The following is a 14,214-nucleotide window of genomic DNA, read 5'->3' as shown; positions in this document are numbered from 1 at the left end:
GACCGACCGCCGAAGCACGTCGCCACGGGGAGGACCGCGCCGCGGGAGCCGGGCCCCTCACATCCGCAGCGTCGAGGCGTCCTGCGCGCTTCCCGCCGGCACCCCCCGCGCGCACCCCGCCAGCCGCGCGTACGTCCCGCCCCGGGCCATCAGTTCCGCGTGCGTGCCCGTCTCCACCAGGCGTCCCCCGTCGACGACCAGGATGCGGTCCGCGTCCGGGGCGAGGCCCAGGTCATGGGTGATCAGGACGGTCGTGCGGTGGGACATCAGGCGGCGCAGGGGGCGCACGACCTGGCGGGCGGCGACGGAGTCGAGACCGGCCGTCGGTTCGTCGAGGACCAGGACCGGAGCGGCACGGAGCATCGCCCGGGCGATGGTGAGGCGCTTGAGCTGACCGCCGGAGAGGGCCGCGGTGCCGGGGGCGATCCGGGTGTCGTAACCGTCGGGGAGCGCGGTGACGAAGTCGTGCGCGGCGGCGGCGCGGGCGACGCGTTCGACGTCCTCGTCGGTCGCGCCGGGGCGGCCGCACGCGATGTTCTCGCGGACGGTGCCGTTGAGGATCAGCGTCTCCTGGGGAAGCAGGGCCACCTGTTCGCGGAGGAAGCCCAGGGCCACGTCGGGGAGCGGGACGCCGTCCAGGGTGATCACGCCCGCCGAGGGGTCGTAGAAGCGGGTGAGGAGTTTCGACAGGGTGGACTTCCCGGCGCCGCTCGGGCCGGTGACCAGGACCAGTTCGCCGGGGGACGCGGTGAAGGTCACCTCGCCGAGCGACTCGCGCGTCGCCCCCGGGTAGCGGAACGACACCCCGTGGAAGCCCACCCGGCCCCGGACCGGCCAGGCCCGGACGGGATCGGCGGGGTCCCGCACCGACGGCTGCGCGTCGAGGATCTCGTTCAGGCGCCGGGCGCCCGCGGTCGCCGCGGTGAGGGTGAGGCCGAGCTGGCCGAGGCTGCGGACCGGGGGGTAGAGGTAGCCGACGAAGGCGGCGAAGGCGAGGAGCCCGCCCAGGGTCATGCGGCCGGCCGAGATCTCCCAGACTCCGAGGCCGATGACCATGAGGACGCAGATGGTCTCGGCCACCTCCACGAACTGCTCGTACATCTCGCTCAGCCGGGCCCCGCGGACCGATGCCCGCAGCCACGCGCGGGCCTCGCGGTCGAGGCGCCGCGCCTCGTCGGCCTGACGGTTGTAGGCCTGGGTCAGCACGACGTTCCCGAGGGACTCCTCGACCACCGAGGTGATCGCGCCGTCGGCGACCCGTTCGTCCCGGGCGGCCTCCTTGACGCGACCGGAGAAGCGGCGGGCGGCGAGCAGGAAGAGGGGGGCGAGGACGAAGGTGACGAGGGCCAGGTCCCAGCGGAGCCAGAAGGCGGCGGCCGCGTAGAAGACGGCGGAGAAGGCCGCCGACACCATGCCCACGACGCCGGAGACGACCAGCTGCTCGATGGCTTCCACGTCTCCGGTCAGGCGCTCCACCAGGTCACCCCGGCGGTGCCGCTGGAAGAAGTGCGGGGGGAGGTCCTGGACGTGCCGGAAGACGCCGGCCCGCAGTCGCAGGACGAATCTCTCGGCGGTCCAGGTCGCGAGGGAGTTGCCCAGGTAGCCGACCAGCGCACCCAGCACGGCCACGGCCAGCCAGGCGCCGGCCGGGCCCCAGAAGGCGTCGAGCGAGCCCGCCTCGAGGGCGTTGTCGGTGAGTTCGGCGAACAGCAGGATCGAGGCGGTCTCGGCGAGCGCGGACACCACCACGCAGGCGATGATCGCCGACAGCCACTTGCGGTCGCCGCGGGTCAGCGGCCAGAAGCGGCGGAAGGCCTCGCGGACTTCCCACACGGTCGGCTCCCTTTCGGTGCGTGATGAATTTCGGTACGTGATGGATTTCGATGCGTGAGGGCGGACGCGGCCGAGGCGGGGCCCCCGGCGCGAGTCGTGCTCGCCGACCGGTGGCCCCGCCTCGTGGCGTGCCGGTTTCCCAGCCCTTGTCCCTTGTGCCTCAGCCCTTGCGCGCGACCGGGCGACGCTTCGGGGCGGCCTTCTCGGCGGCCTTCTTCTTCGGCGCCGGGGCCGCCTTGCGGGTCTTCTTCACCGGGGCGACCTTGTGGAAGCTCATGACGGTTTTTCCTTTCGGTTGCAATGACCTTTTAATTGACTTGCTTTACTCAGGCGTACGCCCCGCCAACCGACTTGTCAGCCCTTGTGCGCGACCGGGCGACGCTTCGGGGCGGTCTTCTCGGCGGCCTTCTTCTTCGGCGCCGGGGCGGCCTTGCGGGTCTTCTTCACCGGGGCGACCTTGTGGAAGCTCATCGAGTTCTCCTTCGCGTTGTTCGCTTCTGCGTCGTTCGCTTTCGACATGGAAAACATTACGGGACGCGAGAGCCAGAAAAAGCCAATTCCGCTTAGACCTCTATTAATTGGAGCTGAGACCAACTTTCAGGCGGCGCGGGGAACCAGACCCGGACTTACACAGGTCTTAATACACGCATATGCAAAGAGGTGGCGTACGCGCATACGCGAGAGGCGGCCGCGTCGATGACGCGGCCGCCTCTGCGGTGGGAGAACTCCCGGGGCGAGCTGGGAGGGCCCCGGGGTTACTGCAGGATCGTGATCCGGTTCGGCACCGGCGGCGCGATCGGCGCGGCGGCCGAGGAGTTGGCCGTCAGGTACTGCTCCAGGGCGGTCAGGTCGTCGAGGCCGACGAGGTCGTTCGTGCCCTCGCCCAGGGTGGTGAAGCCGTCGCCGCCGCCCGCGAGGAAGCTGTTCGTCGCGACGCGGTAGGTGGCGGCCGGGTCGACGGCGGCGCCGTTCAGCTTGATGGAGTCGGTGACGACCCGGTCGGCGCCGCTCTTCGTCAGGTCCAGCGTGTACGTCAGGTTCGCCGACGGCTGGAGGATCTTCGGCGCGCTCGCGTTCGACCCGCTCACCTGCTCCTTGAGCACCTGGATGAGCTGGGCGCCGGTGAAGTCCTGCAGGTTCACGGTGTTGGCGAACGGCTGGACGGTGAAGCCCTCGGCGTAGGTGACCACGCCGTCGCCCTCAGCGCCCTTGGCGGCGTAGGTCAGACCGGCCCGCACCCCGCCGGGGTTCATCAGCGCCAGGTCCGCCTCCGCGTCCAGCTTCCTGCCGTACCAGAGCTGCGCGTCCGCGATCAGGTCGCCCATCGGGGACTCGGCGCCCGTGTTGGGGACGTCGGCGGAGACATAGCCGATCGCGCGGTTGCCGATGGGCGCCGCCAGGGTGTTCCACTTGCTGATGAGCTCGGTCATGTCCGTCGCCTTGGGGACGGTCCGGGTGACCACGTGGTTCGCCGACTTCACCGCCGTACGGGCGATGTCCCCCGTGAAGCGGTCGTACGTCAGCGTGGTGTCCGTGTAGAGGCGGCCGAACGAGGCGGCCGAGGTCACCGTGCGCGGCTTGCCCGCCGGGTCGTTGACCGTGCAGGCGTACGCGGCGTGCGTGTGACCCGTGACCAGGGCGTCCACCGACGGCGAGACGTTCTTCGCGATGTCGACGATCGGACCCGAGATGCCGTCGCCCGCGCCCGGCGCGTCGCAGTCGTAGTTGTAGGAGGTGGAGGCCGGCAGGCCGCCCTCGTGGATCAGCGCCACGATCGACTTCACGCCCTGGCGCTGGAGCTCCTTGGCGTACTTGTTGATCGTCTCGACCTCGTCCTTGAACTTCAGGCCCTTGACGCCCTCCGCGGAGACGATGCCCGGCGTGTTCTCCAGGGTCACGCCGATGAAGCCGACCTTGACGTCCTTCTTCTTCCAGACCCAGTACGGCTTCAGGATCGGCTTGCCGGACTCCTCGTTCAGGACGTTCGCCGCGAGGTACGGGAAGTCGGCGCCGCCGAACTCCTCGTCCGTGTAGCAGCCGTCCGTCGGGTGGCAGCCGCCCTTCTGAAGACGCGACAGCTCCCTGGCACCCTCGTCGAACTCGTGGTTGCCGACCGAGGTGACGTCCAGGTCCAGCTTGTTGAGCGCCTCGATGGTGGGCTCGTCGTGGAAGAGGCCGGAGATCAGCGGGGAGGCGCCGACCATGTCACCGCCGGCCGCGGTGATGGAGTACTTGTTGCCCTCGCGGGCCTGGCGCAGGTGCGTGGCCAGGTACTCCACACCGCCCGCGTCGATCGTCTTCGTCGTGCCGTCGGCCTGGATCTCGGTGACCCGGCCGGAGGAACCGCTCGGCGGCTCGAGGTTGCCGTGCAGGTCGTTGAACGACAGCAGCTGCACGTCCTGGTAACGGCTCGGCAGCGGCTTTCCGTGCCGGGCGTCCTGCGCACCCGCCGGCAGGGCGGCGACCAGTGCGCCGGCGGTGGCCAGACCGGCGGCCGCCGCGAGCAGCCCGTACGTGCGGCGTCTGCGGCTCGGATGCGAGTGGGAAGTGGCTGGCATGCGCCCCCCTGTGGTGTCTGCTGTGGTGTCGACGTCCTCGGGGCCTGAAGGCCCTGCGAGGCGTCTGAGCTGGTGGCCCCGTCGGGCCGCAGCCTAGAGTCAACGCGCGTAGCGCGACAGGGGGTTCATGGTTACATCCTGGTTTCCCTTTGCCGTCCGCCGGTCGTCCGCCCAGCTCCCGCCCGTGCCGCCTCGCGGTTCCCGGTGCTCCGGCACCCCCGTTCCGGATGGATCCGCGTCCCCCTCCCCGATGCCGCCACTTTGCCGGGCTCGCCCCTTACCCTCGTACGCATGACCAGCGACGACCCGGCATCGGCCCCCGGCCAGCGATCCATCGAGACCCTCTCCGCGCTCTCCCCCGCAGAGACCGAGGCCGTCCTCGACCTGCTCGCGGAAGCCGCCCGCAGCGACGGCCGGCAGGCGGTGTCCGAACAGGGCCGGCTGCAACTGCGGGGCGGCCCCCGCGAGGGCGTCTCCCACCTCCTGCTCTCCGTGGCCGACGAACTCGTCGCCTACGCACAGCTGGAGGACACCGACCCCGTCGAGGCCCCGGCCGCCGAACTGGTCGTCCATCCCGCGCACCGCGGGCACGGACACGGCCGGGCACTCGGCTCCGCCCTGCTCGCCGCCTCCGGCAAACGCCTGCGGGTGTGGGCCCACGGCGGCCACGCCGCCGCCCGGCACCTCGCCCAGGTGCTCGGTCTGTCGCTGTTCCGCGAACTGCGCCAGATGCGCCGGCCGTTGACCGATCTGGACCTGCCCGAGCCGGTGCTCCCCGAGGGGGTGACCGTCCGGGCCTTCGTCCCCGGGCAGGACGACGTCGCCTGGCTGGCCGTCAACGCCGCCGCCTTCGCCCACCATCCCGAACAGGGCTCCCTCACCCAGCGCGACCTCGACGACCGCAAGGCCCAGCCCTGGTTCGACCCCGCAGGCTTCTTCCTCGCCTTCCGCGGTGACCGGCTCGTCGGCTTCCACTGGACGAAGGTCCACGCCGAGGAGGGCCTCGGCGAGGTGTACGTCCTCGGTGTCGCCCCCGGCGCGCAGGGCGGCGGCCTCGGCAAGTCCCTGACCACGATCGGCCTGCGGCACCTCGCGGCCCAGCGACTGCCCACCGCCATGCTCTACGTCGACGCGGACAACAAGGCGGCGGTGTCGGTGTACGAACGGCTGGGGTTCGTCACGTACGAGACGGACCTGATGTACCGCACGGAGACCTGACCGCCCCTCACCCCCGCCCGGCGGGGGCGCCGCCGAGGGCGCCGTCGGAGGGGCCGGGGCGCACCCGAGTGCGTCTCAGCGGTTCGGGTGTGCACAGTGCTGTCGACACCAGCGTCAGCGCCAGGAGCACCGCCCACCGCACGTGGGTCTCCTCCCACCAGCGGTCACCCGGCAGGGTCAGCAGTCCCCACCGTGCCGGGACGAGCACCGCCACCGCCGCCAGCGCGCCGAGCCGTGCCGCCGTCCCCTTGCCCACCTCCGCACCGCCCGTGAAGCGCACGGCGGTGGTCGCCAGGGCGATGGCGCAGGCGGCCGTGGCAAGGGCCTCCAGGGTGACCGGACCCAGGGGCGGGCGGGTCGGCCCGGGCAGCACAAGCAGGACCGCCGTCCACCACAGGACCATCAGGGGTGCGGCCATCGCCAGGCGCAGGCCGGCGCGGAGGGGACGGCCGAGCGGGCTGGTGACGGTGGTGTGCCGGGCCGGGTCGTCGAGCAGGAAGGCCAGGCCCACCCCGCCGGCCAGCGCGGTCAGCCGCAGCACCACCAGTCCCCAGGCCGTCCCCGGTGCCTGGTCCGGCAGCCGCGTACTCGCCGCGAGCAGCAGTCCCGAGCCGGCCGTCGCGGTCAGCGCCGCCCAGGGCAGGGACCGCCACACCGGCGGGGCGAGGGACCTGAGCAGGGTGCGGAGGCGGGGGGTCGGGCCGTGGCCGGGGGGCGGTGTCGGGGCGGGGCCGGGGACGGAGTGCCCCGAGCGGTCCGGGGCGGGGTTCCCCGCCCCGTCCGCGTCTCCTATTCGTCGCACGACTCCACCCCCTGCGGCACCGCGACGCCCAGCAGTTCCGCCGCCTCGGCCGTCGAGGTCTGCGCGGACGTCAGTTCCGACCAGTGCGCCTTGACCCGCGCGGTGATCTCCGCCCGGGGCCGCGCGAGCAGTTCGACGACGACCTTCGTCTGGTGGGCCGTCAGGCTCAGTCCGTTCGTGGGGGCCAGGACCTGGCCGGAGCCGGTGGTGCTGTCGTCCAGCCGCACGTCCTCGAACGTGGCCATCGGGGTGGGGTCGGTTCCCAGCACCAGCCACATGATCGTCACCGCGCGGGCGTCGCACATGTCCCGGGTGGTGGCGTCCTCCGTGCCCGCCACGAGGACGGTGGCGGCTCCCACCGCGAACTCGGGGACGCGGTTGCCGCCCCAGCGGGTACCGACCGTCACCTGGCCCGGGACGGCGGAGGGGGTCAGCGCGGAGTCGACCTCGATGCCGCCGCTGGTGTCGATGCGCTGGCGGACCGTCAAAGGTGCCGTCGCCGCGCTGCCGCCGGCCGCGGACCGGATCCGGTCGACGACCGCCGCCCAGTCGTCCCGCACCCCCTTCCACTCGGGGAAGGAGCAGTAGGTCGACCCGCCGTGCTCCGTGCACGACTGGACCTTCTGCGGGGCCGTGGACGCCGTCTTCCGTGCCGCCTCCAAGGCGTCGGTGTCACGCTGGAGCTGGCCGACCGCGCCGGCCGCGGTGAACGCGAGGGCGAGGGCGGTCGCCGCCTTGACGGCGCGGGTGCGGCCGCCGGACAGCAGCAGGGCCGCGCAGGTCAGCACGGCGCACAGACCCAGCAGATAGAGCGCGTGCCAGGCGGCCGGGCGGCCGAGGAGGTCGCTGGGGACGGGATCGCCGCCGGAGATCCCGGAGAAGACCACGGGGGAGAGCCAGCCCAGTCGTGAGTCGTCCGACTCGGTGGCGTCGGTGGCGAGGACCATGAGCAGATACGCGGCGACCACGAAGAGTATGGGCGCGAAGGGCACGGGGAGGAGCCGTGTCAGCAGGACACCGGTGATCCCCGCCATCAGGACGACCAGCGGCCCGACGGCCAGTTCGGCGACGGAGCCGTGGCCGATCGCCCCCGGCTTCAGGGCCTCCCGGACGAACGCGGCCGCGACGACGACCGCGGTGAGCGCCGCGAACGGCACCGCGGACAGGACGTGCGCGAGGACGCGCCGCCAGGGTTCCATCGCCATGACGTCGAACTGCTGGACCGTGCCGTGCTTGCGCGACCGCAGGGCGGCGGCGTTGGTGCAGACGAGCAGGGCGATGGCGAGGAGCAGGGGGGACGTCTGGGTGTCGCGGTCGACCGTGTTGAGGACGGGGTGGTCGCTCATGCCGTCCTGGAACATCAGCCGTGCGGTGGTGAGACCGACGTAGAGGAGCAGGAAGACCAGTATCGGGACCTGGAGGAGGAGTTCGCGGGCCTCGAAGCGGGCCAGGGCGAGCACGGCGCCGGTGCGGGGGCCGGACTCCGGTGGTTCCGGAAGGGCGGGGGCGGGTTCCCTCACCGTCGTGATCGTGGTGCTCATGCGGTCACCGTCCGGTCGTCGCTGTCGAGGGTGAGCAGATAGCCGTCCTCCAGGGTGGGTTCGAGAAGGTCGGCGCCTTCCGGCGGATCGCCGACATTGCGGAAGGTGCCGGTACCGGTACGCCAGCCGGCCAGGGCGGCGGGGTCCCGCTCCGAGCTGCTCCAGACCCGGCCGGCCGCGCGGGCGGTCAGCTCCGCGGGGGTGCCCTCGAAGCGGACGCGGCCCCGGGCGAGGACCACGACCCGGTGGCAGAGCATCGCCACGTCCTCGGTCTGGTGGGTGGACAGCAGGACCGTGCGCGCCTCACCGGCCTCGGCGATCAGCCCGCGGAAGCGCATGCGCTGCTCGGGGTCGAGGCCGACGGTCGGCTCGTCCAGGACGAGGAAACCGGGGTCGCCGACGAGCGCGGCGGCCAGCGCCACGCGCTGCCGCATCCCGCCGGACAGCCGCTTGATCCGCTTGCCCCGCACGTCGGCGAGGTCGACGGCGTCCAGCACGCGCCGCACCTCGCGGCGCCGGGCGGTGCGGTCGGTCAGTTCCTTCAGGATCGCCACGTAGTCGACGAACTCGAAGGCCGTGAAGTCGGGGTGGAAGCCGGGCGTCTGCGGCAGATAGCCGAGCGTTCGGCGCAGGGCCAGGCGGCCGGCCGGCGTGCCGGGGTCGTGGCCCAGGGCGGTGAACTCGCCCCGGTCCGGCGGCACGGCCGTGGCCAGCACCCGCAGCAGGGTGGTCTTTCCGGCACCGTTGGGGCCGAGCAGGCCGGTCACGCCCCGCGTCAGGCTCAGTGAGACGCCGTCCAGGGCGTGGGTGCCGCCGTAGCGCAGGGACAGGCCGGTGGCCGTCACGGTGGTGGGCGGGGTGATCATGCGGGACTCCTGGGATTCCGGTCGGTGGGCGGGGGCGGGCGCGGGTGTCATACGGCCCCGCCGTCCGGGAAGCCGCCCACGGGACGCGCGTCGAAGCGGTCCCGGGTCTGGTAGAGCAGCACGGTGGCGAGGGCCGCGACGACCGCCGCGGCCGACTGCCCGGCCGCCGTGAAGGGCACGAGCGTGGTGGAGTGCGCCTGCGACTGCGCCACCCCCAGCAGCGTCAGCCAGGCCCCGCCCACCAGGGCGGGCGCGAGGACCGGGCCGAGCCGGGGGGTCAGCGCCAGTCCGGTCGCGGTCAGGGCGAGCGCGGGCAGCAGCCAGGCCAGGGCCAGCAGCCCGTACTCCGGCAGGGCGAGGGTGGCCAGGCCGTTGAAGGCGAGACCCGCGGTCAGCACCGCGACCGTCCGGATCATCAGCAGGCGGAAACCGTGCATCGGGGCGACGACGGCCATCTCGTACGACGGGTCGAGGGCCGGTCCGTACGACAGGGCGACCCCGCCGAGCGGGAGCAGCGGGGCGAGGGCGAGGAACAGCGCGGGCCGGTCCACCAGGTGAACCGCCAGCACGGTCATGACCAGCAGGGACGCCACCGCCAGCAGCCACGACCGGCGCAGCACCGGGGTGGCCGTCAGCAGCCGGGCGGTGTGGTCGGCGACGCCGAGCCGCACCAGCAGCCGCTCGACCGGGCTCGGCCGCGGCGCGTCCAGTTCGGCGTCCAGCCGCTCCCAGCCGGCGTCCAGCGCGACCGGGTCGACCGCCCCCGCGAGCCGGGACCGGCACGGGGCACACCCCGTGAGATGCGTGTCGGCGGACCACAGCAGGGGCGCCACCAGCTCGCCCCGCGCGTAGGCGCGCAGGTCCTCCTCCGGTACGTGCCACGTCATGCCAGGGCCTCCTTCACTCTGCCGGCCTCCGCGCGTCCGCGCAGGCGCCCTTCCGTCACGTGCCGCCTCATGCCAGCGCCTCCCGCAGTTGCTTGCGGGCCCGCTGGGCCCGCGTCTTGACCGTGCCCGCGGGGATGCCGAGCAGGACGGCGGCCTCCCGGGTGGTGAGTCCGTCGATGACGGTGGCCTGGAGGACCGCCCGCAGCTCCGGGGAGAGACGGGTGAGGGCACCGGCCAGATCCCCGTGCTCCACTCCCGCGAGCACGCGCTCCTCCGCGGAGGCCTCGTCGCGATGGCGCAGCCGGGCCAGGGCCTGGCGCAGCCGCCCCCGCGCGCCGTCACCGCGCACGGCGTCGACGAGGCGGCGGGCACCGATGCGCCACAGCCAGCCGGCCGCGTCCTCGGAGTAGCCCTCCTGGAAGCGGGCGGTGCCGCGCCACACCGCGAGGAACGTCTCCTGGACGACGTCGTCGACTATCGCGGCGTCGGCGCAGCGGCTGCGCATGCGCGCGGTCAGCCACGGCGCGTATCGCCGGTACAGCTCCTCGAAGGCGTGACGGTCCCCGTCTGCCGCGATGGCCCGCAGCAGCTCCCCGTCGCTTCTCGTTTCGCTCACATCCCCTCATCGGACGAGCCCCGCCGATCGGTTCACGATCCGGCACCCGAATTCCTCCCACCCGCCTCCGCGGCCCCGGCCCTGCGCGGTGTGTCACCGGCCGCCACGCCCCGTACCACCCCGCGTCCCGCTTCCGCTCCTCCCCACCGGCAGAGACGTACGGGACCCGTGGCCGTGCAGGACCCACGACCTTGCGGGACCCCTGGCCGTGCAGGACCCGCGACCTTGCGGGACCCGCACCCGCACAGACCCCGCACCCACAAAGGACCCACAGCCGTGCGGGACCCCGCCCCGACCACCCGCGAAGCGCCCGCCCCGGCCCTCCCCCGCGCCCCTCACCCCCGCGAGCCGCCGCCCGATATCCCGCACGCCATGTCTCCGTAACCACTGGTTCAGACGACCTTGCGACGCTCAGCCAATGAACCCCGCCGTGCCCGAGCCCTCGCCGCCCCCCGAGGACAGACTCCTCGACGGGAACGTTGCCGCGCTCCCCCGCGCACGATCCGACGCGCCTGTCTCGCCGTCGGCGCGGAAGAATGGGTCCATGAGCCAGTCGAACGCCCAGGCCAAGGTCCAGCACGAGCAGCCCTCCGTGGGCTCCATAGCCGCGCACCGCCCGCACACGGTGGCCGCCGCGGTATCCGATCTGGAACCCGACATCGACGCCGACCTCGACGGGTACGAGGAGTCGCCGTACGACGGGCCCCAACTGCCGCAGGGCCGCTTCCTCGACCGGGAGCGCAGCTGGCTGGCGTTCAACGAGCGGGTCCTCGAACTCGCCGAGGACCCGAACACGCCCCTGCTCGAGCGGGCCAACTTCCTCGCCATCTTCGCGAGCAACCTCGACGAGTTCTTCATGGTCCGGGTGGCCGGACTCAAGCGCCGCATCGCCACCGGCGTGGCCACCCGCTCCGCCTCCGGCCTCCAGCCGCGCGAGGTGCTGGAGATGATCTGGGCCCGATCCCGCGAGCTGATGGCCCGGCACGCCGCCTGCTACCACGAGGACGTCGCCCCCGCACTCGCGGAGGAGGGCATCCACCTGGTCCGCTGGAACGAGCTGACGGAGAAGGAGCAGGCCCGCCTCTTCACGCTGTTCCGGCACCAGATCTTCCCCGTCCTGACGCCCCTGGCGGTCGACCCGGCACACCCCTTCCCGTACATCTCGGGGCTCTCCCTGAACCTCGCGGTGATCGTGCGCAACCCGGTCAGCGGGCACAAGCACTTCGCGCGCGTGAAGGTGCCGCCGCTGCTGTCCCGCTTCCTGGAATGCTCCCCGGGCCGGTTCGTCCCCGTCGAGGACGTCATCGCCGCCCACCTGGAGGAGCTGTTCCCGGGCATGGAGGTGCTGGAGAGCCACGCCTTCCGCCTCACCCGCAACGAGGACCTCGAGGTCGAGGAGGACGACGCCGAGAACCTCCTCCAGGCCCTGGAGAAGGAACTCATGCGGCGCCGCTTCGGACCGCCGGTGCGCCTGGAGGTCGAGGAGTCCATCGACCGCGAGGTGCTCGACCTGCTGGTGCGCGAGCTGAAGATCGGCGAGGCCGAGGTGTACCCGCTGCCGGGCCCCCTGGACCTCACCGGCCTGTTCCGCATCCACGGCCTGGACCGGCCCGAGCTGAAGTACCGCAAGTTCATCGCGGGCGTCCACCGCGACCTGGCCGAGGTCGAGTCGGCGTCCGCGCCCGACATCTTCGCGGCCCTGCGCAACCGGGACGTGCTGCTGCACCACCCGTACGACAGCTTCTCCACCTCCGTGCAGGCCTTCCTGGAGCAGGCGGCCTCCGACCCGGACGTCCTCGCCATCAAGCAGACCCTGTACCGGACCTCCGGCGACTCCCCGATAGTCGACGCGCTCATCGACGCCGCCGAGTCCGGCAAGCAGGTCCTCGTGCTGGTCGAGATCAAGGCCCGCTTCGACGAGCACGCCAACATCAAGTGGGCGCGCAAACTGGAGGAGGCCGGCTGCCACGTCGTCTACGGCCTGGTCGGCCTGAAGACCCACTGCAAGCTGTCCCTGGTGGTCCGCCAGGAGGGCGAGACCCTGCGGCGTTACAGCCACGTCGGCACCGGCAACTACCACCCGAAGACGGCCCGGCTGTACGAGGACCTCGGCCTGCTCACCGCGGACCCCCAGGTCGGCGCGGACCTCTCCGACCTCTTCAACCGGCTCTCCGGCTACTCCCGCCGCGAGACCTACCGCCGGCTGCTGGTCGCCCCCAAGTCCCTGCGCGACGGCCTGATCTCGCGCATCGACAAGGAGGTCCAGCACCACCGCGCCGGGCGCCCCGCCCACGTCCGCATCAAGGTCAACTCCATGGTGGACGAGGCGCTCATCGACGCCCTCTACCGGGCGTCCCAGGCCGGTGTCCCGGTCGACGTCTGGGTGCGCGGCATCTGCGCCGTGCGCCCGGGCGTGCCGGGCCTGTCGGAGAACATCCGGGTCCGTTCGATCCTCGGCCGCTTCCTGGAGCACTCCCGGGTGTTCGGTTTCGGCAACGGCGGTGAACCCGAGGTGTGGATCGGCAGCGCCGACATGATGCACCGCAACCTCGACCGTCGTATCGAAGCCCTGGTCAGGGTCGTCGACCCGGCCCACCGGGCGGCCCTGAACCGGCTTCTGGAGACCGGCATGTCGGACTCCACCGCGTCCTGGCACCTCGGCCCGGACGGCGAGTGGACACGACACGCGACCGACGCGGACGGCCAGCCCCTGCGCAACGTCCAGGAGATGCTCATAGACGCCCGGAGGCGCCGGCGTGGCACAGCGACACCATGACCTGACGGATTCCACGGCCGGGCGTGCCGCCCCGCCCGTGACCGGGGAGGTCCTGGCCGGCTACCTCCGGGGCCAGGCCACCGATTTCCTCCGCGCTCTGCGCCTGCACCGGGAGACCGGCGGCGGGCAGAACGGCTCGGGCGGCGGCACGGCGGACGCCGTCGACGCGGCGCGCGCCCTGCGCCGCTCGGCCCGCCGGATCAGCGGCAGCCTGCACACGTTCCGCCCGCTGCTCGACCCCGGCTGGTCGGAGGAGATACGCCCCGAACTGGCCTGGGTGTCGGGCACGCTGGCCCTGGAACACGCCTGCGCGTCCCGCCTGGAGCGGCTGCTGCTCGCGCTGCAGCGGCTGTCGGGGGCGACGGTGATACCGCCCCAGGCCCTGGCGTCGGGGACGGGCGCGGCCACCGTGACGGCCGTGCCCGTGGCCGGCTCCCGGAAGGGCGCCCCGCCGAGAGCGGCGGGCACCGCCCCCGACCGCGGCAACCTGACCGTGGGCGCGGCCAAGGCGGGCGCTCTCCTGGACCGCCAGCTCACCCTCGCCCGCACCCGGGCCCACTCCACCGCCCTCCAGGCCCTCGGTTCCTCCCGCTTCCACGCCGTCGCGGACAAGGTCGCCGTCCTGGCCAGCGAGGTCCCCCTCGCGCCGCACGCCGCCACCGCCGACCCGTGGCCCCTGGCCGCCGCGGCTAAGGAGCGCCTCGCGGACGCGGTCACCGCGTTGCCCCTGGTGACCGCCGGTCATCCGTACAACGCGGAGGCGCTGATCCACGGCCTGTCCCCGGACCCCGCCCCGCACCCGCAGGACGCGCCCTGGCACCAGGTCCGCCTCCTGCTGCGCCTGCACCGGTACGCCCTGGAGGTCCTGCACGGCGACGACGGCCCGTCCGACGTCCGGCTGCTCTCGGCCGGCCAGGCCCTCGACCGCCACCGCGACGCCTCGGAGGCGGCGGCCGCCGCGGCCCAGGCGGCCCGTACGCCCCGCATCGCCCCGGCGACGGCGTACGCGCTGGGGGTGCTGCACGCGGACCAGCGGCACGAGGTGGAGGCGGCACGGTACGCCTTCCAGCGTTCGTGGCAGAAGCAGACCGTCGGCACGATCACGTCGTAGCCCGCG

At 72.9% G+C, this 14,214-nt stretch carries 11 protein-coding genes; 3 read left to right on the top strand and 8 right to left on the bottom strand.

Annotated elements, in window-relative coordinates:
* Positions 1–57: 57 nt before the first annotated feature.
* From ACGFQC_RS15045 to ACGFQC_RS15035, 3 genes are all read right to left on the bottom strand, one after another.
* Positions 58–1,833, bottom strand: a complete 1,776-nt coding sequence (locus ACGFQC_RS15045) for an ABC transporter ATP-binding protein (protein WP_363086882.1) — start codon at positions 1,831–1,833, stop codon at positions 58–60.
* 354 nt (positions 1,834–2,187) lie between these two features.
* On the bottom strand, positions 2,188–2,352 hold the full coding sequence (locus ACGFQC_RS15040; protein WP_363086938.1) for a hypothetical protein: 165 nt from the start codon (positions 2,350–2,352) through the stop codon (positions 2,188–2,190).
* A 236-nt stretch (positions 2,353–2,588) separates the two neighbouring features.
* Entirely contained in the window at positions 2,589–4,391 is a 1,803-nt protein-coding gene (locus tag ACGFQC_RS15035) for a bifunctional metallophosphatase/5'-nucleotidase (protein ID WP_363086883.1), read from the bottom strand.
* 291 nt (positions 4,392–4,682) lie between these two features.
* Between ACGFQC_RS15035 and mshD the strand changes: the two genes are divergently transcribed.
* Positions 4,683–5,609, top strand: coding sequence for a mycothiol synthase (gene mshD, locus ACGFQC_RS15030; RefSeq protein ID WP_363086884.1), 927 nt, complete (start codon positions 4,683–4,685; stop codon positions 5,607–5,609).
* A gap of 7 nt (positions 5,610–5,616) precedes the next feature.
* Here mshD and ACGFQC_RS15025 read toward each other — a convergent pair whose 3' ends face one another.
* The 5 genes from ACGFQC_RS15025 to ACGFQC_RS15005 all read right to left on the bottom strand — a co-directional run bounded on the left by ACGFQC_RS15025 (position 5,617) and on the right by ACGFQC_RS15005 (position 10,321).
* Positions 5,617–6,411: an ABC transporter gene (locus ACGFQC_RS15025; protein WP_363086885.1), complete on the bottom strand. Its 795-nt coding sequence runs from the start codon at positions 6,409–6,411 to the stop codon at positions 5,617–5,619.
* The gene (locus ACGFQC_RS15020) at positions 6,399–7,952 is read right to left on the bottom strand and encodes an ABC transporter permease (RefSeq protein ID WP_363086886.1); all 1,554 of its coding nucleotides are present in this window, start codon (positions 7,950–7,952) and stop codon (positions 6,399–6,401) included. The genes ACGFQC_RS15025 and ACGFQC_RS15020 overlap by 13 nt, the downstream gene beginning before the upstream one ends.
* Positions 7,949–8,818, bottom strand: a complete 870-nt coding sequence (locus ACGFQC_RS15015) for an ABC transporter ATP-binding protein (protein WP_363086887.1) — start codon at positions 8,816–8,818, stop codon at positions 7,949–7,951. The genes ACGFQC_RS15020 and ACGFQC_RS15015 overlap by 4 nt, the downstream gene beginning before the upstream one ends.
* A gap of 47 nt (positions 8,819–8,865) precedes the next feature.
* Complete coding sequence (locus ACGFQC_RS15010; RefSeq protein ID WP_363086888.1) at positions 8,866–9,705, bottom strand: zf-HC2 domain-containing protein; 840 nt, start codon at positions 9,703–9,705, stop codon at positions 8,866–8,868.
* A gap of 67 nt (positions 9,706–9,772) precedes the next feature.
* A complete protein-coding gene (locus ACGFQC_RS15005) occupies positions 9,773–10,321 on the bottom strand; it encodes an RNA polymerase sigma factor (RefSeq protein ID WP_363086889.1) in 549 nt (182 codons plus the stop codon).
* A gap of 418 nt (positions 10,322–10,739) precedes the next feature.
* Here ACGFQC_RS15005 and ACGFQC_RS15000 point away from each other — a divergent pair, with 418 nt between their 5' ends.
* Positions 10,740–13,097: an RNA degradosome polyphosphate kinase gene (locus tag ACGFQC_RS15000; RefSeq protein WP_393288231.1), complete on the top strand. Its 2,358-nt coding sequence runs from the start codon at positions 10,740–10,742 to the stop codon at positions 13,095–13,097.
* Entirely contained in the window at positions 13,078–14,208 is a 1,131-nt protein-coding gene (locus ACGFQC_RS14995) for a CHAD domain-containing protein (RefSeq protein WP_363086891.1), read from the top strand. The genes ACGFQC_RS15000 and ACGFQC_RS14995 overlap by 20 nt, the downstream gene beginning before the upstream one ends.
* The last annotated feature ends 6 nt before the right edge of the window (positions 14,209–14,214 follow it).

It is taken from the genome of Streptomyces sp. NPDC048734 (assembly GCF_043198675.1).
In the GTDB taxonomy this organism is placed as follows: Bacteria; Actinomycetota; Actinomycetes; order Streptomycetales; family Streptomycetaceae; genus Streptomyces.
Note: the sequence above shows the minus strand (reverse complement) of the source record. Positions and strands in the feature narration are given on the sequence as shown.